We start from the raw sequence: 20,897 nt of genomic DNA, 5'->3' as shown, positions 1-20,897 counted from the left end.
TGCGCCAAGCCCAGAAGCGCACCGTCGAGGATACTTGGCGACACATCGGCCACCTCGTTGAAACGATCGAGGCAACCGAATGCAACAACTACTTCGCAAACGCCGGCTACGCTTCCGTCAAAACGTGAAAGACTCTAGATACCGGCTTCTTGTTTGAACATGATCTTTTCCGAACCAAAGGTTCGGAATTATCGTCTTGCTCAGGTGAGCGGTGAAAGCTGGATCTCGACGCGGCGGTTCTGGGCACGGCCGGCGGCCGTCGCATTGGAAGCGATCGGACGCGTCTTGCCGAAGCCGGTGACGGCGAAGCGGCGGGAATCGACGCCCTGCCCGGACAGATAGTTGGCGACCGCCAGCGCGCGGCGCTGCGACAGGTCGAAATTGTGTTCGTCGCCACCGGTCGAATCGGTGTGGCCGAACACGTCGACCGTGGTCTGCCGGAACTTGTTCAGCACAAGTGCGACCGAATTCAGCACTTGATAGAAGCCGGGCTTCACGGCGTCCTGGTCGACGTTGAAGGTGATGTCGGACGGCATGTTGAGGATGATCTGGTCGCCGGTGCGGGTGACGCTGACGCCGGAGCCCTGAAGCTGCCGGCGCAGTTCGGCCTCGTTCTGGTCCATCGTGGCGCCGATGGCGCCGCCGGCGAGCGCGCCGACGCCAGCGCCGATCAGCGCATTACGGCGATCGTTGCCGCCGGCAAGCAGGCCCAGCCCCGCGCCCGCCAGCGCGCCGATGCCGGCGCCGGCCGCAGTGTTGGAAACCTTCTGCTCTCCGGTATACGGATCGGTTGTGGTGCAGGCACTCACGAGCACAGCCGTCGCCACGGCGACGAGCACAGTCTTTTTCATTGGGTAGTCCCTCTCCAGTCCGCGGCCCCACCGGTGGCGCGCCGCATCAGCCTTCCGTCGCATCGGCCCGAAAATCATCGATTTTCGAAAAGCACGATGCATTTAGATTCAAAGTCTTAGAGCGTACTTTGTGCGTCCAAGTGGACGCACGTCGCTCTCATGTCTTGTAACATGAAATGCGGCGAAAAATGGAACGGGAAAAGCGGCGGGCTATGGCTTTTCCCGGTCAATTGCACGGCCTCGGTATTGCGCAATTCTGATCGGCTACCAGAGATTATCGGCTACCAGAGATTCTTGCCGTCGATGATTACGACCTCGACCTGATCGAGGTCGAGATCGTCGAACAGGCGCGAATTAACGCTAATTTTCGGATTGTCGAAATCCGGCTTGCCGGTCGACCAGTCCGGCGTTTCGGTGAAGGTGCCGCAGCCGCAGGTGGCGCAGAAACCGTGTTTGATCGTTTTCGACCCCCACCGGTAGAACGAGACATTCTTGAGCGGGCTGGTGAGCTTGAATTGCGACGGCGTGTAGTAGGCCCACAACGAGCCGCGCTTCGAGCAGAAGGAGCAGGTGCATTGCGTTACGGTTTGCGGCGCTTGCGAAACCTCGAACGTCGTCGCCCTGCAGTGGCAGCTTGCCTTTATGGTCATGAACGCCTCCCTCACGATTGCCTCCCGCCCGCACGGCAAGACAAAACATAGAGAGACGTTCCCGACAACTGCCTGTCAGCGGGCTTACTTACCTGCGTCGGCGGCGTGGCGCGCTTCAATGCCTGTCGTTATCCCAAAACCGCTGCGCATCCCGGGTCAGGCGATGGCTCAGGCCCTGGGGCAAGCTTTTGGGCGCCATGCATTAAAACGATGACGGTGGCACGAACAGGCAGATGGTCTTTCCGTCATTGGCGCCGGCGACCGAGCACCAGTGATATTCGCCATCGGGCGAATTCTTGATCCGTGCATCGCTGTAGGACACGACCTCGCCTGTCCCTTTGATAACATAGCCCTCCGGACGTTCGCTGATCGACGTCTGCGAGACCGCGCGGCAATCATAGCCAGAACAACAGGAGAATGGGTAACTCCAGCCTTGCGGCTTCGCTGCAGTCGGCGTGGCGTCGTGCGCCAAAGCCGGCGCTGCAAATGCAACGATGGCGGCCGTCAGAGCCACCACCGCAATGATTGAATTCAGGAGGCGACGCGCCGTCTGGACGGCTGAGGCCGATCGGGTTGTGAAGGCAGGCATGGGCGCAGTTCCTATAAACGAGTTATCAAGCGTTTCGCTTGCCCGTTCCCAGAACGTGTCTTCCCAGTGGCCGGATCGTCAACTCGCAGATAAGCCGCGTCCGGCCATAAATGCTTTTTTCCCCCAGTCTTCGGATGCTGGGCTGATTCCTTTGTTGGCGCAAGAAATTGCTGTGCAACCGAGCGCCGACATCTGCAGCCGGAACCAGCCTGCCGGGGTTCACGAGAGTGACTTCATCAACCCCGGCAGATGGGATCGCAGATAACGAGAATCAGCTCGCAGTGGTTCCGGGCCAGGCGCCGGCAGGCCTGCAACATCTAACTCCGAGGTAGAAGTCGTTGTGGAAAATTCGATGAAAAAACAACCCGATAAAGCGACCGCTCAATTAGAGTGAGAGCCTGTTACTCTAGCGTGATGTTCCTGCTGCTTTGGCGCTTAGGAGCTTCAGTCGATATCGGCCACCACTTCGCCGGCGCCGCCCTCGATGCGCTGCGACAGCGAGGCCTCCATGAAATCGTCGAGGTCGCCGTCCAGCACGCTCGACGGGCTTGTGCTCTCGACGCCAGTGCGCAGATCCTTCACCAGTTGATAGGGCTGCAGAACATAGGAGCGGATCTGGTGGCCCCAGCCGATATCGCTCTTCGATGCTTCGGTGGCGTTCGCCACCGCCTCGCGCTTCTTCAGCTCTTCCTCGTAGAGCCGCGAGCGCAGCATCTCCCAGGCCTTCGCCTTATTCTTGTGCTGGGAGCGCTCGGCCTGGCAGGCGACAGCGATGCCGGTGGCGAGATGGGTGATGCGGACCGCCGAATCGGTGGTGTTGACGTGCTGGCCACCCGATCCGGACGAACGATAGGTGTCGATGCGGACATCCGATTCGGAAACGTCGATCTCGATCGTATCGTCGATCACGGGATAGACCCAGACGCTGGCGAAAGACGTGTGGCGGCGCGCATTGCTGTCATAGGGGGAAATACGCACGAGACGGTGAACGCCGGATTCCGTCTTCAGCCAACCATAGGCATTGTGGCCCTTGATCAGCAGCGTAGCGGACTTGATGCCGGCCTCTTCGCCGTCATGCACTTCCAGCACCTCGACCTTGAAGCGCCGCCGCTCGGCCCAACGCGTGTACATGCGCAGAAGCATCGAGGCCCAGTCCTGGCTTTCGGTGCCGCCGGCGCCGGCATGGACTTCGAGATAGCTGTCGTTGGCGTCGGCCTCGCCCGAAAGCAGCGTCTCGATCTGGCGGGCCTTTGCTTCGCCTCGCATCGAGCGAATCGCCGCTTCCGCCTCGGCGACGACGCTCTCGTCGCCCTCTTCCTCGCCAAGCTCGATCAGGCCGATATTGTCTTCCAGCGCCTGGATGAGGCCTTTGACCGCGGCGATGCCTTCCTCGAGGCCCTGGCGCTCACGCATCAGCTTCTGCGCCTCCAGCGGTTCGTTCCAGAGACTCGAATCCTCGGCACGCACATTCAGGTATTCAAGCCGCTTTATGGCTTGATCCCAGTCAAAGATGCCTCCTCAGCAGGGTAATCGCCTGCCTGATTTCATCGACAATGTTCTGCGTTTCCGCGCGCATGGCTGGTCGTTCTGTCCTGTGCTGAAATGGTGCCCCGTTGCTTGAACAGAGCTTGGGTTGGCGCGATACATAGGGACGGCACCGCCGCCTGTAAAGCGAAATGGGCCGGCTCGAAAGCCGGCCCAAATACCATATGCTATGTCAATAAAGCCCGCCGCCGCCGGACTGGATGGCTTGGTTGGCCTGTGGCGACAGCGCGCCGCCGGAGGCGTTGGAGCCGTCCTCACCCATGCCGATCACCCAATAGCTGTCGGCGGGGCCGGTGCCCGGTTTGAAGGCTTCGATAAAGGCGCCGGCCTCGTCTGGGTTGGCCCGCATGCCGGTCTTGCGATTGATGGCGATCAGCTTCATGCCTTCGGGCACCTGGAAATCGACGTTGGGCGTGCCGTCCAGCGCCACGCGCATGAAGTCCTTGAAGATCGGCGCGGCGAGGCCGCCGCCGGTCGCGCCCTTGCCAAGACCTTTCGGCTGATCGTAGCCCATATAAAGGCCGACAACGAGGTTGGGCGTGTAGCCGATGAACCAGGTATCCTTCTCGTCGTTTGTCGTTCCGGTCTTGCCGGCGATGTGGCGGCCGAGTTCGGCGACGGTGGCGCCGGTACCGCGCTCGACGACACCCTCCATCATCGAGGTAATCTGATAGGCAGTCATCGGATCAAGCACCTGCTCGGAATTGTCGACCAGTTCCGGCTCAGGCTGGTTCTGCCATTTGGCCGCGTTGCAATTTTCGCAGCCGCGTTCGTCCTGCTTGAACACCGTCTTGCCGTAGCGATCCTGGATGCGGTCGATCAGCGTCGGCTTGATCGACTTGCCGCCGTTGGCCATGATCGAATAGGCCGATACCATGCGCATCACGGTCGTCTCGCCCGACCCCAGCGCCATCGGCAGGTACGGCGCCAGTCGATCATAGACGCCGAAGCGCTCGGCGTATTCGGCGACCAGCTTCATGCCCATGTCGTTGGCAAGGCGTACAGTCATCAGATTGCGCGACCTCTCGATGCCGGACCGCAAGGTCGCCGGGCCCGCTGTCCTTCCATCGTAGTTTTTCGGCGTCCAGGTCGTGTTGCCGCTCTTAATGGTGATCGGGCCGTCCATGATCACCGAAGCCGGCGTATAGCCATTGTCGAGGGCGGCCGCATAGACGATCGGCTTGAACGACGAACCCGGTTGGCGCATGGCTTGCGTGGCGCGGTTGAATTCGGATTGCGAGTAGGAGAACCCGCCGACCATAGCCAGAACGCGGCCGGTATGCGGATCCATGGCGATCATGCCGCCTTCCACTTCGGGGGCCTGGCGCAGGATATAGGCCCCATCCGTACCCTCTTTCTTCTGCACGAAGATGACGTCGCCCGGCTTCAGCACATCCGCCGGCGATTTGGCCTTGACGGTCTTGCCGCCGACCACATGACGCATGGCGAAGCTCATGTCCTCGCGGCTGACGGTGCCTTCGATGCGATCCTTGACGAATTCGCCTGAGATCTGCCGGGTCGGCCGAAGGCCGATGGACAGGCCGCTCTCCGAGCTGTCGAGCACGACGGCGAGCGACCATTCGGGCACGTCGTCCAGTCCCTTGACTTCGCTCAAAGGCACGCCCCAGTCGCCGGATACGCTGATGGTCTTCACCGGCCCGCGATAGCCGCGCAGCGTATCGAACTTCATCAGGCCGTTCTGCATGGCTTTGCGGGCGATCAGCTGCATCTTGGGATCGAGCGTCGTACGGACCGACAGGCCGCCCTCGTAGAGCGCATTCTCGCCGTAGCGCGCGCTTATCTGGCGACGCACTTCCTCGGTGAAGTATTCGCCGGCGAACAGATAGGTGCCGGAGCGGCGTGGCTTGACGCCGAGCGGCTCGGCCTTCGCCTTGGCGCCTTCCTCTTGCGTGACGTAGCCGTTGTCGACCATCTGGTCGATGACCCAATTGCGGCGCTCGATGGCGCGGTCGGCATATTTGAATGGGTGATAGTTGGAAGGGCCCTTCGGCAACGCCGCCAGATAGGCCGCCTCCGCCACGGTGAGTTCATTCACCGCCTTGTCGAAATAGGTGAGCGCTGCGCCGGCAACGCCGTACGCGCCGAGCCCGAAGAAAATCTCGTTAAGGTAGAGCTCGAGAATGCGATCCTTCGAATAGGCCTGCTCGATGCGGAAGGCGAGGATCATCTCCTTGATCTTGCGCTCGTAGGTCTGGTCCGAGGACAACAGGAAGTTTTTCGCCACCTGCTGGGTGATCGTCGAGGCCCCGACCTGGCGCTTGCCCGAGCCGAAATTCTGCAGATTGACCATGACTGCGCGGCCAAGACCGGTCATGTCGATGCCGGGGTGATTGTAGAAATTCTTGTCCTCGGCAGACAGGAAGGCCGCCTTGACACGATCCGGCACCGCCTGGATCGGCAAATACAGGCGCCGCTCGCGCGCATATTCGGCCATCAGCGCACCGTCGGACGCGTGGATGCGGGTCGTCACCGGCGGTTCATACTTGGCCAGAACCTCGTAGTCGGGCAAATCCTTCGACAAGTGGCTGATATAGATCGCCACGCCCGCCGCGACCAAAAGGGCCAGCGCCGTGCCGATGCCGAAGAAATAGCCAATGAGACGAATCATGCCCGCTCCAGTCCTTGGTTCGGGAATTCCCTAAACGAAGCCGCCTTTCGCGCAGGCTTTCGAGACGATCCCGACCGGTAATCGAAAACCCATGTCGCCACCATGTGGGCAAAATGCGGCAGCCTGGAATTTCGGCTTCGAATGGCGAAAATATAAGTGCAAAGTGTTGTCGTCGTGCAACGCTGCCGCTGGTTGCTGGCGGCGGCGGGCATCTCAGCCTCCGGTTCCGGCTCCGGCCTTGGCTGAAGCGAACAGGGCGATGGCATTGGTTATGCTCTGGGCCGCCTTGCCGCGCCAATCGGCGCTGAGCAGTTGCGCCTCGTCCTTGGCGTTCGACAGATAACCGAGCTCGACCAGGACGGAGGGGACATCCGGCGCCTTCAATACTTTGAAGCTGGCCGAACGCTGCGGATTGTTGATGAGGCCGACGCTGGTGGAAAGCTGGCCGACCAAAGTCTGGGCGAAACTCATCGAGAAACTGTGCGTCTCGCGGCGAATCAGGTCGATCAGGATGTCGGTCACTTCCTTGTTGTCGTCCTTGATTTCCATGCCGGCGAATTGGTCGGAAAGGTTTTCACGGTCGGCGAGCGCCTGCGCTTCGGGATCGGAAGCCTTGTCGGAGACGGTGTAAACGGTTGCGCCGCGAAGGCCCTTGACCCTGATCGTGTCGGCGTGGATCGAAATGAGCAGATCGGCCTCGTGCTGGCGGGCTATGCGCACGCGGTCGTCCAGCCGCAGAAATTGGTCCGTCTCGCGCGTCATGAACACATCGTATTTGCCGACTGCGGCAAGTCTTTCCCGCAATTCGGTGGCGAAGGCGAGCGTAACGTTCTTCTCGACCGTGCCGTTCAGACCCTCGGCACCGCCGTCGATGCCGCCATGGCCTGGATCGATGACGACGGTGAAGCGATGGCCTGGATTGGAGACCGGGCCGGTGCCGACCCTGCCGCCCTTGTCGGAGGAGACCGTCGAGCCGGTGGTCAGCGCCTGATTGGCAAGAGCGGCGTCGAACTCCCGCACGGACGCCGCCGACATGTCGATTGCGATGCGGTAGCCGTTGCCGTCATCATTCTTGAGCATGTCGAATCTGTCGACGGCGAATGGGCCCTTGCTTGTGAGGATCAGCCGCGAAACCCCCTCGCTGAGATCGCCGTAGCGCACGCTCCTGACCAGGCCGCGCGCCTTTACATCCTTGGCATTGATGGCGAATTTCGTGCTTGGCAGGTCGACGACCAGACGGTGGGGGCCGCGCAGCAGGAACCATTTGACGTCGGGCTCGCGGTCGAAATTTATGACGATGCGCATCTTGGTGGCGTCACCCGCCATTTTGTAGCTCGTCGCGGCGAGCGGCGCGTCGGCAGCAAAGGAAACCGGCGAAAAAGCCAGGCAAGCGACAACCAGCGACAGCAGACAAGCAGCGCGGAAGCAGGCGACGTAGAAGAAAGTGCTTTCGGCGCGACCACCCTTGTGCGTGAAGACTGCCAGTCCCATCTCTTTCCAGTCGCTCCGTTTGGCGCCAGGCGCCCAATTTTGTTTGTCGGAGTGTCGGCGTCTTGTCGAAGTGCCGGTTAGGCCGCGAACTCAATTAACGATTGGTATCCAGAGAAGGTTAACCAAGCCTTTTCATGCAACGCTTAAAGCCGTGCTTCCGTTGCGGAACTGCTTTTTGCCGGCATCGGAAATCGGGGTTGCCTTCCAACCCGCCAAATCATAAAAGCGATGGTGGATCACTGCAATCCTGGAACCGTCCTTCTCCGCAGCTTCCTGCTACAGCTCAGATGAACGACGGCTCCTTTCGCTTCAGGCGAAAAAGGTATCAGGTGATCGCGACGAATTTCGCAGGTGCGAGCCCGTGGCGGGGGAAGCGCCTGCGTGAGGAAAACGGCCGGGATTGTCCCGCGCCGGCTCTGTACGAGCAAACAAGCTGGTCCGGTTTTCCCGGGCTTTGGTTCAAAAAGGTTCTGCTGGTTACGATGGCTTCAAGCGCAATCATGGAAAGGTCCGCAGCAAACCGCGCCATTATGGCTGCGGGCGGCACCGCCATGGCGCTCAGGCAGCGGCCGGCGGACGTTCAAATGCCCGGCACCCATGTTCATCCACACTCACAGCGGCGGGCTTTGCCCCGCAAGCTGCGGCTGACGGCTGCCGGGGGGAAACGAAATAATGCCCAACAAGATGCTGATAGACGCCTCCCACCCGGAGGAAACACGTGTTGTCGTCGTTCGCGGTAACCGTATTGAAGAATTCGACTTTGAATCCCAGGACAAGAAGCAGCTCAAAGGAAATATCTACCTCGCCCGCGTAACCCGCGTCGAACCCTCGCTTCAGGCAGCCTTTGTCGAATATGGCGGCAACCGTCACGGTTTCCTCGCCTTCAGTGAAATTCATCCCGACTACTACCAGATTCCGGTCGCCGACCGTCAGGCGCTGCTGCGCGCGGAAGCGCAGGAGGCTGAAGACGAGGACGATGAGGACGGCGAAGGCGACGACCGCCAGAGCCGTGATCGCGGGCGGCGGGGACGCCGACGCGGCGGCAAGAGCCGCGACCGAGGCGAGCACAAGCGTGATGCAGGTGCGGCCGATTCGGACGATTCTGTCGAGTCCAATGACAGCGGTTCCAATGAGGGCGGCGAACACGGCGAGGATGCGGTCGCGGAGAACGTCGCTACCGTTTCCGAAAATGTGAACACGCCCTCCGATACTTCGGAACATTTCGAGGATGTCGCCAGTCATGGTGAGGCGAGTCATGATAAGACGACTCATGATGAGACTGGGCCTTCCGAAGGCGGTCCCAATTCCATCGCCGCCAGCATCGAAGCGGATGTGATTTCCGAAGCCGTGCCGCAGGCGGAGTCGCCCGGCGAAGCCACGTCCACCGACAATGATCGCGGCATGCTGGAAGAGGTGCAGTCCTCGCATCCGGACGACCATGAGGTCGAATCGGTCGGCGCCGAGGATGCGCTGGAAGAAGCGCGCGACCGCCGCAAGCCGGTGCGCCGGCAGTACAAGATCCAGGAAGTGATCAAGCGCCGCCAGATCCTTCTGGTGCAGGTCGTGAAGGAAGAACGCGGCAACAAGGGCGCAGCGCTCACCACCTACCTGTCGCTTGCCGGCCGCTATTCGGTGCTGATGCCGAACACGGCGCGCGGCGGTGGCATCTCGCGCAAGATCACCAACGCACAGGACCGCAAGCGGCTGAAGGAGGTCGTCGCCGATCTCGAAGTGCCGCAGGGCATGGGCGTCATCCTGCGCACAGCCGGCGAAAGCCGCACCAAGGCCGAGATCAAGCGCGACTACGAATATCTGATGCGGCTTTGGGAAAACGTCCGCAATCTGACGCTGCAGTCCACGGCCCCTGCCCTGGTCTACGAGGAAGGCAGCCTGATCAAGCGCTCGGTACGCGATCTCTACAACAAGGACATCGACGAGATCCTGGTGTCCGGCGAAGAGGGCTATCGCGAGGCCAAGGACTTCATGCGCATGCTGATGCCGAGCCACGCCAAGGTCGTGCAGCCGTTCCGCGACACGACGCCGATCTTCGTACGCAATGGCATTGAGGCGCAGCTCGACCGCATGCTGCAGCCGCAGGTGACGCTGAAGAGCGGCGGCTATATCATCATCAACCAGACCGAAGCGCTGGTCGCCATCGACGTCAATTCGGGCCGCTCCACCAAGGAGCACTCGATCGAGGACACGGCGCTTCACACCAATCTGGAAGCGGCCGAAGAAGTCGCACGGCAGCTGAGGCTGCGCGATCTTGCCGGCCTGATCGTCATCGACTTCATCGACATGGAGGAGAACCGCAACAACCGCTCCGTCGAAAAGCGGCTGAAGGATCACCTCAAGAACGACCGCGCCCGCATCCAGGTCGGCCGCATCTCGCATTTCGGCCTGATGGAGATGTCGCGCCAGCGCATCCGTGCCAGCGTGCTGGAATCGACGATGAAGCCTTGCCCGCATTGCGGCGGCACCGGCCATGTGCGGTCCGATTCGTCTGTCGCGCTGATGGTGGTGCGGGCGATCGAGGAATTCCTGCTGAAGGATTCGCGCAGCCACATCACGGTGCGGACGCCGGCGGCGACCGCGCTCTATGTGCTCAACCACAAGCGCGGCACGCTGGTGGAACTCGAAAGCCGCTTCGGCCTGACCATCACCGTCGAAGCCGACGACACGGTCGGCGCCCAGCACTATGCGATCTTCCGCGGCGCGCTGGCTGAAAAGCCTGAAGGCTTCGTCGAGGTGCGCACCTTGCCCGCCTATGTCGAGCCGGAAGAGCCCGCCGACGAAATCGTCATCGAGGAAGAGGAAGACGAGGCCGTTGCACCGGCCGAGCAACCGCGCCAAGCTCAGCAGCCGCAGCAGCCAAGGCCAAGCGAGGATGGCGAAGGCCGCGACCGCAAGCGCCGCAAGCGCCGCAGACGGCGCGGCGGCAAGGATCGCGACCGCGAGCATGGCGCCCCCGTGGAAGGCGCGTCCCTCTCGGCCACTGCCGACGGCGTCTCCGAAGCCTCAAGCGATGAAGGCGTCGAAGCCGACCACAAGGACCAGGTCGGCGTCACCGAGGCGGTGGAAGCCTCCGATGACGGTCAAGAGCCTGATGAAGGTCGGGGGCCGGATGAAGGTCAGGGCAAGAAGCGCCGGCGCGGCAAGCGCGGCGGCAAGCGCAATCGCCGTGAAGACGGCGAAGGCGAGGTCGATGCAGGCACTGCAGAATCGGCCGACAGCCCCGAAGGCGAAGTCTTGGAGGGCGTAGCCGTCTCCAGCGAGCCGGTAGCAGCAACGCCGGTCGAAGAGCCTGTAGACCTTGCTCCGGCCAATGACGACATGCCGAGCGCCGAAAAGCCGAAGAAGCCGCGCCGCGCCGCCAAGCCGAAGAAGGCTGCGGCGGACGTCGTCGCCGAGACGCCGGTAGCCGAGCCGGTAACCTCTGCCGAGGCTCCCGCACCTGTTCCGGAGGAAACAGCCGCCGCCGTCGACGAAAAACCGAAGGTCCGCCCATCGCGACGCAAGCCTGTGCCGGTAGATGCTCCGGTTGAGCCGATCGTGTCTTCGACTGTTGCCGAAGAGGAAAAGGCCGAGGAAAAGCCGAAGCGTGCCGGCTGGTGGCAGCGGAAAGGCTTTTTCTAAGCTTTTCAACCGCTTGAAGTAATTTTCTGACTAAAAAAATCCCGCGCCGTCGAAGGACAGCGCGGGATTTTTTGATTTCTGGCACCCAGCGTTTCTGCGCATTACGGCGCGAAGACCGACCAGTTCATCATCTTCGCCAGCCTTTCCAGCGCAATCGACCCCAGCCTGGAATTGCCGTTGGCGTTGAGGCCGGGCGACCAGACGGCAAGCGAGGCCACGCCCGGCACGATCGCCAAAATGCCGCCGCCGACGCCGCTCTTGCCCGGGATGCCGACGCGAAAGGCGAAATCGCCGGAGCCGTCATAATGACCGCAGGTCAGCATCATCGCGCCAATGCGACGGGCGCGCTCGGCTGACACCACGGAATGGCCGGTCGCCGGGTTCTTGCCGCCAGTGGCGAGGAAGCGGCCGGCCAAAGCCAGTTGCCGGCAGCTCATGGCGATGGCGCAATGATGGAAATAGACGCCCAGCGCCAGGTCCGGCGCGTGGTTGAGATTGCCGAAGGATTTCATGTAGTTGGCAAGCGCCAAGTTGCGAAAACCGGTGGCACGTTCCGAAGCAGCGACTTCGCGGTCGATGACGATGGTCTCGTCGTCAGCCAGGAACTGGATGAAGCGCAGGATCTCGCCGATCGCCTCGCGCGGCTGGTGGCCGGCGAGCAGAATGTCGGAAATGACGATGGCGCCGGCATTGATGAACGGATTGCGCGGAATGCCGTTCTCATGCTCGAGCTGGACGATCGAGTTGAACGGGTTGCCCGAAGGCTCGCGCCCGACACGCTGCCACAGCGCGTCGCCGACATTGCCGAGCGCCAATGTCAGCGTGAACACCTTCGAAATGCTCTGGATCGAAAACGGCTCATCGGCGTCGCCCGCCATCAGCACGCGACCGTCATTGGTCACGGCGGCAATACCGAACTTTTTCGGATCGATCTTGCCGAGTTGCGGAATGTAGGTCGCGACTTCGCCGCGATCCGTGCGCTCCGCCATTTCGGCGGCAATTTCGGTCAAAGCCAGTTCGAGGTCCGGCATTCGCGCTACTTCAGCCAGCGCTCGATGCGCATCATCGCCTCGACCATCTCATCGTGGCTGCCGGCATAGGAAAAGCGCATGGTTCGATGGCCTTGAAGCGGATCGAAATCGCGGCCGGGCGTCGCCGCCACATGCGCCTCGGCCAGCATCTTGCGCGCGAAGTCCATGCTGTCGTTGGTGTGCCTGGTGACATCGCAGAAGGCGTAGAACGCCCCGTCCATCGGTGCTGCCAGCGCAAAGCCGAGTTCGGGCAGGCGTGTCATCAAAAGTTCGCGATTCCCCGCGTAGCGCGCCTTCACCGCCTCCAATTCCCCGGTCGCCTTGAACGCCTCGATCGCGGCAATCTGGGACAGTTCCGGCGGCGAGATGTAGAGACTCTGGGCGATGCGCTCGATCGGCCGCACCAACGGTTCCGGCAGCACCATCCAGCCGATGCGCCAACCGGTCATGCAGTAATATTTCGAAAAGGAATTGATCACCGTTACGTCAGGGCCGTAGGCAAGCGCCGTGGTGTCGGGCGCAGCGTAAGCCAGCCGGTGATAGATCTCGTCGGAGATCACGGCGATGCAGAGCTCTTGCGCCGTCGTCACCAGCGCCGACAGCTCGTCGGCGGGGATAATTGCCCCGGTCGGATTGGCCGGACTGGCGAACAGCACGCCCTTCAGCGGCTTTTCGCGGTGCGCGGCCTTGAGGTGTTCGGCGTGGATATACGCATCACCGTGAAGCTCGATCTCGACGATCTCGATGCCGAGCGCGGCCATGATGTTGCGGTAGGCCGGATAACCGGGTGCGGCGATGGCGACACGGTCCCCTGGATCGAACATCGCCAGAAAGGCCAGGTTGAAGGCGGCCGACGATCCGGTGGTGACGGCGATCCGGCTGGGCGAGACGTCAAGCCCGTAGTGGTCCGCATAGTGCTGCGCGATGGCCTCGCGCAGGCCCGCAAGACCCAATGCGTCGGTGTAGCCGATGCGCCCGATCTTCAAAGCGTTCGTCGCCGCTTCCCTGACCCTGGCCGGCGCCGGATCGGACGGCTGGCCAACGGCCATGGAAACGACCGGTATGCCCTTTGCCCTCAGCCGATTCGCTTCCGCCAGAATGTCCATGGCGTGGAACGGCTCGACGTCGCCGCGACGCGAAAGCGATACAACCATTTGACCTCGTTTCCTTGTCGGCCGTTAGGCCGGCCCTTGCCGGCTGCCGGCGCCGAGCTTGGCGTCCCGCGCCGCACAAATGCCCGATTGATGTGAGGATCACAAGTTCGGTAAAGTTTCAGTGCCGACTTTTCATCCTTCGCCCGCTCGTCTACCAGTGGACCTGCCATGTTGAGCCGACCCAAATCGATGATAGCCAGGGCAGCGCGCGCCTTCACGACGCTTTCTCTTGCCGCGACGGTCGCTGTGACCGGCACGGCCAGCGCCTTCGCGCAAAACGTGCCGGTGGTGCGCGATGCCGAGATCGAAGCGCTGGTGCGCGACTATGCGCGGCCGATCTTCAGGGCCGCCGGCCTGCCGGAAGATGGCGTCGACATCGTGCTGGTCAATGACCAGAGTTTCAATGCCTTCGTTGCCGGGTCCCGCCTGTTCATCAACACCGGCGCCCTGATGTCGGCGGAGACGCCCAACGAGATCATCGGCGTCATCGCCCATGAAGCCGGCCACATTGCCGGCGGGCACCAGCAAAAGTTGCGCAACCAGATCGAACGTGCCAAAACAATGGCTATCATCGCGACGCTGCTTGGCGCCGGTGCCATCGCTGCCGGCGCCACCACCAAAAGCCGGGGCCTCGCCGGCGCCGGCATGGGGGTCGCGGCTGGCGGCGGCGAGATGGCGCAGCGCAGTATCCTCGCCTATCAGCGCACCGAAGAGATGACCGCCGACCGTTCGGCGATAACCTATCTCAATGCCACCGGCCAGTCCGGCCTCGGCATGCTGAAGACCTTCGGCCGCTTTCAGAGCGCGCTCTCGCTGTCAGGGGCGCAGGTCGATCCCTACCGGATCAGCCATCCGCTGCCGCGGGAACGCATCGCCAATCTCGAAGTGCTGGTCAAGCAGAGCCCTTACGTCGACAAGGTCGATACGCCGGCACTGCAGCAGCGGCACGACATGATGCGCATCAAGATCGCCGCCTATATGGGAGGCAAGGCCGCCGCATCGCGGCTGATGCGCAAGAACCCGGGCAGCCTCGCCTCGCAATATGGCGACGCGCAGACGAGCTATCTTTTCGGCGATCTGGCCGGCGCGCTCGCCAAGACCAACGCGCTGATCAAGGCACAACCGAAAAACCCCTATTTCCAGGAATTGCGCGGCGACATTCTGATGAAGGCGAACAGACCGAAGGCTGCCGCGGAAGCCTATGCCAGGGCGGTCAGCCTCGATCCGGCGCGATCCGGGTTGCTGTCGGTCTCCTACGGCCAGGCGCTGATGGCCATCGGCACGCCCGATTCCCTGGAGAAAGCGGTGGTGCAGATCAACAAGGGCCTCGGGCGCGACCGGGAAAACGCCGTCGGTTACCGCCATCTGGCGCAGGCCTATGGCGAGCTCGGCAACATTCCGGCCGCGGATCTTGCAACCGCCGAAGGCCATTTCTATTCCGGCGCCTACAGGGATGCCAAGATCTTCGCAATGCGCGCGCAGATGAAAATGAAGCGCGGCGAGCCGGGCTGGATCCGCGCGCAGGACATCATAAACTACGCACCATCAGGCAAGAAAAAGTGAACCTTCCGGCCGTGCGCGGCGACAAATAGTGGACCAATCGGGTCCGGCCGGAAACCAGGCAAAGGATTAGGGACGATGAACAAGGCAATTCTGCTGGGCACCGCGGGAGTGGCGGTCGCTCTCGCCATGCTGGGTCTCGGGTTCGTGACCGGAAGTCCGCAGACGGCAAAGGCCGATACCGTGCAGATCGCCCAGGCGGCGCCCGCCGACGCCAAGATCGACCGGGCCGAAGTCGAAGGCATCATCCGCGACTATCTCCTGAAGAACCCGGAAGTGCTGCTGGAGGCTCAGGAAGCGCTCGAGGCCAAGCAGAAGGAGGCGCAGCGCCTCGCCAGTCTCGCCATAATCAAAAATGCCAAGGACCAGATCTTCAACTCGGCCTTCGACGGCGTCGTCGGCAATCCGAACGGCAAGGTCACCATCGTCGAGTTCTACGATTACAATTGCGGCTACTGCAAACGCGCCATGGAGGACATGCAGACGCTGACGACAGCCGATCCGGACCTGCGCTTCGTGCTCAAGGAGTTCCCGATCCTCGGCCCGGATTCGCAGAAGGCGAGCGTCGTCTCGATGGCCTTCCACCTGATGATGCCGGAGAAATACGGCGAGTTCCACAACGCGCTGCTCGGCGCCCAGGGACGCGCCACCGAAGCGGCGGCCATCAAGGTAGCGCTTTCGCTCGGCGCCGACGAAGCGACGCTGCGCGAGAAGATGAAGGACCCGTCGATCGCCGAGGCCCTCTCCAAGACCTATGACCTTGCCAACAAGCTGGCCATCACCGGAACGCCCTCCTATGTGGTCGGCAACGAGGTGGTGTTCGGGGCGCTCGGCCAGGAAGTGCTGGCGGAGAAGATCGAGGCGGCCAAGGCCGCACTCTGATCGGGTTCGGCGCAAGCCATTTTCCGCCTGTTGTGGACAGCGAAAGAACCCACTTGCGCTCTTTTCGCAGGCGTCTAAGCCCATTATAGAGGTCCGGCGCGCCGACTGATGGCGGAGCTGATGTGGTGGATTTGAAGTTCCTGCTACTTTGGTGGCATCAGCGTTCAGGAACTTCAAATCCACCACATCAGAAATGTCTTAATTGCCAGTGTGGCTTTGAATCCGAAATTCGTTCAAAGCGCTGCTCCAAGGTATTGCGAATTTCGGATTCAAAACCACACTGGGAAAGGTCGGCATTTTGAAAACGGTTTTCGTCCTGAACGGTCCCAACCTCAACGCGCTCGGCAAGCGCGAGCCGGGCATCTATGGCGGCAAGACGCTTGCCGCGATCGCCGACGATTGCAAGCAGGCAGGTGCGGCGCTTGGGCTCGAGATCGATTTCCGTCAGTCGAACCATGAGGGCGACCTCGTCGACTGGATACAGGAAGCCGCCGACAAGGCTGTCGGCATCGTCATCAATCCAGGCGCCTACAGCCACACCTCGATCGCCCTTCACGACGCCATCCGCTCAGTCGCGCCATTGCCCGTCGCCGAAGTTCATCTTTCCAACATCCATGCGCGGGAATCCTTCCGCCACGTCTCCATGGTCTCGCCGGTCGCCGTCGGTGTGATCTGCGGGTTCGGGCCGCTCGGCTACACACTGGCGCTGCAGGCGCTGGCCGCACGCCTATGACCGGCCAACAAACAGAAGGCTCGAAAATGTCAATAAAGAAGAATGGTGTTGACCAGCAGCTTATCCGCGATCTGGCGGGCATACTGAACGACACCAACCTCACCGAGATCGAGGTCGAGCTGGGCGACTTGAAGGTGCGCGTGTCGCGACAGGCGCCGGCCGTCCATGCGGTCGCCGCACCGCAGCCCGCCTATGCGCCGCCGGCCGGGCTGCCGGCGGCCGCAGCCGCCCCGGCAGCGGCCGACGTGTCCAAGAATGCGGTGGCCTCGCCCATGGTCGGCACCGCCTACCTGGCGCCGTCGCCCGACGCCAAGGCATTCATCGAGGTCGGCCAGCAGGTCAAGGAAGGCCAGACGCTGCTGATCATCGAGGCGATGAAGACGATGAACCAGATCCCCTCGCCCCGTGCCGGCACGGTGACGGCGATCCTGTTCGAGGATGCGCAGCCGGTCGAATATGGCATGCCGCTCGTCGTGATCGAGTAGAGCCGGGAACAGCCGAAAAATGTTCCAGAAAATCCTCATCGCCAATCGCGGCGAAATCGCTCTGAGAGTGCTGCGCGCCTGCAAAGAGCTCGGCATCCAGACGGTGGTGGTGCATTCGACCGCCGACGCCGACGCCATGCATGTGCGGCTCGCCGACGAGAGCGTCTGCATCGGCCCGCCGCCGTCGCGCGACAGCTATCTCAACATTCACCAGATCGTCGCGGCGTGCGAGATCACTGGCGCCGATGCGGTGCATCCGGGCTACGGCTTCCTGTCGGAGAACGCCAAGTTCGCCGATATCCTCGCCGCGCACAACATCACCTTCATCGGCCCGTCCGGCGATCACATCCGCATCATGGGCGACAAGATCGAGGCCAAGCGCACCGCAAAGCGTCTCGGCATTCCGGTGGTGCCCGGGTCCGACGGCGCGGTCACCGAGGAAAAGGAAGCCAGGCGCATCGCCGCTGACATCGGCTATCCCGTGATCATCAAGGCGTCGGCCGGCGGCGGCGGACGCGGCATGAAAGTGGCGGGCAGCGAAGCCGATCTTGTCGTCGCGCTGCAGACGGCGCGCTCGGAAGCCGGTGCCGCCTTCGGCGACGACGCCGTCTACATCGAGAAGTATCTCGAAAAGCCGCGCCACATCGAGGTCCAGGTGTTCGGTGACGGTGCCGGCCGCGGCGTGCATTTCGGCGAACGCGACTGTTCGCTGCAGCGCCGCCACCAGAAGGTCTGGGAAGAGGCGCCCTCGCCGGCGCTCAATGCCGAGGAGCGCGCGCATATCGGCAGCGTCTGTGCCAGGGCTATCGCCGATCTCGGCTACTCCGGCGCCGGCACCATCGAATTCCTCTACGAGAACGGCGAGTTCTACTTCATCGAGATGAACACGCGCCTGCAGGTCGAGCATCCGGTGACGGAGGCGATCACCGGCATCGACCTCGTGCATGAGCAGATCCGCGTCGCGTCGGGCGGCGGGCTTTCCATGCGCCAGGACGAGATCCGCTTTCAGGGCCACGCCATCGAATGCCGCATCAATGCCGAGGATCCGCGTACCTTCACCCCCTCGCCCGGCACGATCACCCACTTCCACACGCCGGGCGGCCTTGGCATCCGTGTCGATTCCGGCGTCTATTCCGGCTACAAGATCCCGCCTTACTACGACAGCCTGATCGGCAAGCTGATCGTGCACGGCCGCAACCGTGTCGAATGCATGATGCGGCTGCGGCGGGCGCTCGACGAATTCGTTGTCGACGGCATCAAGACGACGCTGCCGCTGTTTCGCGATCTTGTCGGCAATGCCGATATCGCCAACGGCGAGTATGACATCCACTGGCTGGAAAAATATCTGGCCGAAGAGGATTAGGTCGCGAACTTATAGAATATAATGGCGCGATGACCCGTCCCTACGCACCAGGCTATCGCATCCCGACCGACCTGCTGCTCAAGGCCTACGCCTCGGGCGTCTTTCCGATGGCCGAAAGCGCCACCGATCCCGAAGTGTTCTGGGTCCGGCCGGAGACGCGCGGCATCATCCCGCTCGATGGTTTTCACACGCCCAAAAGCCTGAGGAAGGCGATCCGGAAAAACCTGTTCGACATTCGTTTCGATTTCGACTTCGAAGCGACCATCGACGGCTGCGCCGAGAGGCGCGAGGAACGCCGGTCGACCTGGATCAACGCGCCGATCCGCGAGGCCTATATCGAACTCCACCGGATGGGCCATTGCCATTCGGTCGAAGCCTGGCGCGAGGGTCGGCTGGTTGGCGGCCTCTACGGCGTGTCGCTCGGCCGGGTGTTCTTCGGCGAAAGCATGTTCGCCAGGGAGACGGACGCGTCGAAGGTCTGCCTGGTGCATCTGGTCGAATGCCTGAAGGAACGGCGCTTTGCGCTGCTCGATACGCAGTTCACCACCGAGCACCTCAAACGCTTCGGCGCGATCGACGTACCAAGGGGCAAATATGAAAAGATGCTGGCTGACGCGCTGAAGGGCGACGCGGTCTTTTTCCCATGATCTGCGCCAGGGTGGTCAGTTTTTTGCGGCAGGCTCAAGAGGCGTCTGCGCGTGGAACATCATCTTCCAGCCGTTGACGCGATGGACATAACCGGTGCTGACCAGTGCCGCATAAGGCTCGCCATTCTCGCGAGTGGCATGGGCCTCATAGGTCAGCATGACAATGTCGCTGCCCGGCTCGATGATGCCCTTGAGGTCGATGTCGAGATCGCGCCAACGGTTCGGGTCCGTCGCGGTTTCGGCCAGATCGGCGTTACTCATCGTTTGCGCCATCTGTGGGAAAGCCACCAGGCATTCGGTGTCGGCATTGGCTTTGAAATAGGCAGAGTCGCCGGTCCAGAACCCTCTTTCGAGATCGAGGAGTTCGTTCTTGTTGGCCATCATGGGAACATCTCCGTACCGCCAGCCATGACCCAACGCACAGAGAATGAGGCGGTTCCGGAAGCTCAGTATGTGATCCCGAACAGAGGATCCCGCGCGCCTGGCGCTCTAATTGGATTTAGCAGCGTCGGGTGCCGGCACCTCCGACTTCTGCTTGCAGCCCTTCAGCCAGACGTCGTAGACCGCGTGCTCGACGGCGTTGAGGCCGGGGCTTTCGGCAAACATCCAGCCGGTGAAGATGCGGCGGATCTTGCGATCCAGCGTGATCTCGTCGACCTCGACGAAGGAATCGGTCTTCGGCTCTTCGGTTTGCGGCCGCGAATAGCAGATGCGCGGCGTCACCTGCAAAGCACCGAATTGCACCGTCTCGTCGATATAGACATCGAAGGTGATGATGCGGCCGGTGATCTTGTCGATGCCGGCGAATTCGGCGACGGGATTGGTGATGCGTTCCGGTGCCGCCGGTGCCGCCGGCGCCACTGTCGCCTCCGGTTCCACTGGCGCTCCCGCCCCCGGCTCCACTGGCGCCTCCGGTGCCGCTGGCGCCTCCGGTTCCAGGGGCGCCTCCGGTGCCCACGGTTCCACTGGTGCTTCCAGCGTCTGTGCGGCGGCCATGCTAAAAGCCGCAAAAGCGGCGGCCATCGTCAGTCCGCCCATCGAGATTCGGCTGAAAATGCTCATGCAAGGGTCCGGTGGGTTTGCGCCCGGGGTGATTCTGTCGCGCCCAAGGCTATTCGCTGCTGTCAGATCGGCAAGCAGCTAAACGCCAATTGTGGCGATAAAGGACCGATCCGCCCTGGCGAGCGGTTACGACCCCGGCGTCCAGGCGTCGTAATCACCGGTCACCTGCGGGCGGTGCTGATTGGTGAGTATGGAGCCCTTGGGGCGATAGGCGGCGGCACTTCCGGTGAGGTTCGGCTGATGCGGCTTCTGCCAGTCGCGTGGCTGATAGTTTTCGCTCGGCGGCGCGGCATCGACGCGGTGATGCATCCAGCCATGCCAGCCTGGCGGAATCATCGAGGCTTCCGAATAGTCCCGATAGATGACCCAGCGGCGGGTGCGGCCTTCCGAATCGACACCACCCTCGTAGTAGACGTTGCCGGCCTCGTCCTGCCCGACTTTCTTGCCATGCCGCCAGGTGTGGAAGCGCGTGCCCAGCGTCTGGCTGTTCCACCAGGTGAAAAACTGCAGAAGGAAAGTCTTCATCCAAATCCTCGCGGCGGCAGCAGCGGCGCCTGTTTCCTGCTTATGGCGTCAGGTCATCGCTAAG

General features: G+C 62.2%; 18 protein-coding genes and 1 pseudogene. 8 read left to right on the top strand and 11 right to left on the bottom strand.

What is annotated here, in order from left to right:
* Positions 1–128 (top strand): annotated as a pseudogene (locus NKH36_RS18210) (IS630 family transposase); the annotation flags it as partial.
* A 72-nt stretch (positions 129–200) separates the two neighbouring features.
* Here NKH36_RS18210 and NKH36_RS18205 read toward each other — a convergent pair.
* From NKH36_RS18205 to NKH36_RS18180, 6 genes are all read right to left on the bottom strand, one after another.
* Complete coding sequence (locus tag NKH36_RS18205; RefSeq protein ID WP_065008303.1) at positions 201–851, bottom strand: YiaD family glycine zipper/OmpA-like lipoprotein; 651 nt, start codon at positions 849–851, stop codon at positions 201–203.
* A gap of 281 nt (positions 852–1,132) precedes the next feature.
* Positions 1,133–1,501, bottom strand: coding sequence for a GFA family protein (locus NKH36_RS18200; protein ID WP_352963731.1), 369 nt, complete (start codon positions 1,499–1,501; stop codon positions 1,133–1,135).
* 202 nt (positions 1,502–1,703) lie between these two features.
* On the bottom strand, positions 1,704–2,090 hold the full coding sequence (locus tag NKH36_RS18195) for a hypothetical protein (protein ID WP_352963729.1): 387 nt from the start codon (positions 2,088–2,090) through the stop codon (positions 1,704–1,706).
* Between the two features lie 444 nt (positions 2,091–2,534).
* Positions 2,535–3,666, bottom strand: a protein-coding gene (prfB, locus tag NKH36_RS18190) for a peptide chain release factor 2 (protein WP_352963728.1) whose coding sequence is annotated in 2 segments (ribosomal slippage) — positions 2,535–3,599 and positions 3,601–3,666 — 1,131 coding nt in all. Because the reading frame shifts where the segments join, the coding sequence is not laid out codon by codon here.
* A 141-nt stretch (positions 3,667–3,807) separates the two neighbouring features.
* Positions 3,808–6,264 carry a penicillin-binding protein 1A gene (locus NKH36_RS18185; RefSeq protein ID WP_352963727.1) on the bottom strand — a complete coding sequence of 819 codons (2,457 nt, stop codon included), beginning with the start codon at positions 6,262–6,264 and terminating at the stop codon, positions 3,808–3,810.
* 213 nt (positions 6,265–6,477) lie between these two features.
* The gene (locus tag NKH36_RS18180; RefSeq protein WP_352963726.1) at positions 6,478–7,755 is read right to left on the bottom strand and encodes an N-acetylmuramoyl-L-alanine amidase; all 1,278 of its coding nucleotides are present in this window, start codon (positions 7,753–7,755) and stop codon (positions 6,478–6,480) included.
* A gap of 672 nt (positions 7,756–8,427) precedes the next feature.
* Here NKH36_RS18180 and NKH36_RS18175 point away from each other — a divergent pair.
* Entirely contained in the window at positions 8,428–11,391 is a 2,964-nt protein-coding gene (locus NKH36_RS18175) for an Rne/Rng family ribonuclease (RefSeq protein WP_352963725.1), read from the top strand.
* 101 nt (positions 11,392–11,492) lie between these two features.
* On the opposite strand, the gene NKH36_RS18170 is transcribed toward NKH36_RS18175, so the two are convergent.
* Together NKH36_RS18170 and NKH36_RS18165 are read right to left on the bottom strand one after the other, a co-directional pair.
* Positions 11,493–12,422 carry a glutaminase gene (locus NKH36_RS18170; protein WP_352963722.1) on the bottom strand — a complete coding sequence of 310 codons (930 nt, stop codon included), beginning with the start codon at positions 12,420–12,422 and terminating at the stop codon, positions 11,493–11,495.
* Between the two features lie 5 nt (positions 12,423–12,427).
* Complete coding sequence (locus tag NKH36_RS18165) at positions 12,428–13,576, bottom strand: pyridoxal phosphate-dependent aminotransferase (RefSeq protein ID WP_352963720.1); 1,149 nt, start codon at positions 13,574–13,576, stop codon at positions 12,428–12,430.
* A 168-nt stretch (positions 13,577–13,744) separates the two neighbouring features.
* On the opposite strand from NKH36_RS18165, the gene NKH36_RS18160 reads away from it, so the two are divergent.
* The 6 genes from NKH36_RS18160 to aat all read left to right on the top strand — a co-directional run bounded on the left by NKH36_RS18160 (position 13,745) and on the right by aat (position 19,246).
* Positions 13,745–15,139, top strand: coding sequence for a M48 family metalloprotease (locus NKH36_RS18160; RefSeq protein WP_352963717.1), 1,395 nt, complete (start codon positions 13,745–13,747; stop codon positions 15,137–15,139).
* A 75-nt stretch (positions 15,140–15,214) separates the two neighbouring features.
* Positions 15,215–16,018 (top strand): DsbA family protein, encoded by an 804-nt coding sequence (locus NKH36_RS18155; RefSeq protein WP_352963715.1) that lies wholly within the window; start codon positions 15,215–15,217, stop codon positions 16,016–16,018.
* A 298-nt stretch (positions 16,019–16,316) separates the two neighbouring features.
* Positions 16,317–16,751 carry a type II 3-dehydroquinate dehydratase gene (aroQ, locus tag NKH36_RS18150; protein WP_292537845.1) on the top strand — a complete coding sequence of 145 codons (435 nt, stop codon included), beginning with the start codon at positions 16,317–16,319 and terminating at the stop codon, positions 16,749–16,751.
* A gap of 26 nt (positions 16,752–16,777) precedes the next feature.
* Positions 16,778–17,236: an acetyl-CoA carboxylase biotin carboxyl carrier protein gene (gene accB, locus NKH36_RS18145; protein WP_352963712.1), complete on the top strand. Its 459-nt coding sequence runs from the start codon at positions 16,778–16,780 to the stop codon at positions 17,234–17,236.
* Positions 17,237–17,255: 19 nt separating this feature from the next.
* On the top strand, positions 17,256–18,599 hold the full coding sequence (accC, locus tag NKH36_RS18140) for an acetyl-CoA carboxylase biotin carboxylase subunit (protein ID WP_352963709.1): 1,344 nt from the start codon (positions 17,256–17,258) through the stop codon (positions 18,597–18,599).
* A 29-nt stretch (positions 18,600–18,628) separates the two neighbouring features.
* The gene (aat, locus tag NKH36_RS18135; protein WP_352963706.1) at positions 18,629–19,246 is read left to right on the top strand and encodes a leucyl/phenylalanyl-tRNA--protein transferase; all 618 of its coding nucleotides are present in this window, start codon (positions 18,629–18,631) and stop codon (positions 19,244–19,246) included.
* Positions 19,247–19,261: 15 nt separating this feature from the next.
* Here aat and NKH36_RS18130 read toward each other — a convergent pair whose 3' ends face one another.
* From NKH36_RS18130 to NKH36_RS18120, 3 genes are all read right to left on the bottom strand, one after another.
* On the bottom strand, positions 19,262–19,630 hold the full coding sequence (locus NKH36_RS18130) for a hypothetical protein (RefSeq protein ID WP_352963703.1): 369 nt from the start codon (positions 19,628–19,630) through the stop codon (positions 19,262–19,264).
* A 105-nt stretch (positions 19,631–19,735) separates the two neighbouring features.
* Positions 19,736–20,308 carry a DUF2155 domain-containing protein gene (locus tag NKH36_RS18125; RefSeq protein WP_352963701.1) on the bottom strand — a complete coding sequence of 191 codons (573 nt, stop codon included), beginning with the start codon at positions 20,306–20,308 and terminating at the stop codon, positions 19,736–19,738.
* Positions 20,309–20,434: 126 nt separating this feature from the next.
* Positions 20,435–20,833 carry an NADH:ubiquinone oxidoreductase subunit NDUFA12 gene (locus NKH36_RS18120; protein ID WP_352954397.1) on the bottom strand — a complete coding sequence of 133 codons (399 nt, stop codon included), beginning with the start codon at positions 20,831–20,833 and terminating at the stop codon, positions 20,435–20,437.
* Positions 20,834–20,897: the final 64 nt, after the last annotated feature.

The sequence above is a fragment of the Mesorhizobium sp. M1312 genome (assembly GCF_040318115.1).
Taxonomy (GTDB): domain Bacteria; phylum Pseudomonadota; class Alphaproteobacteria; order Rhizobiales; family Rhizobiaceae; genus Mesorhizobium.
The sequence above is the reverse complement of the archived record's forward strand: the minus strand, read 5'-3'. Positions and strand labels throughout refer to the sequence as shown.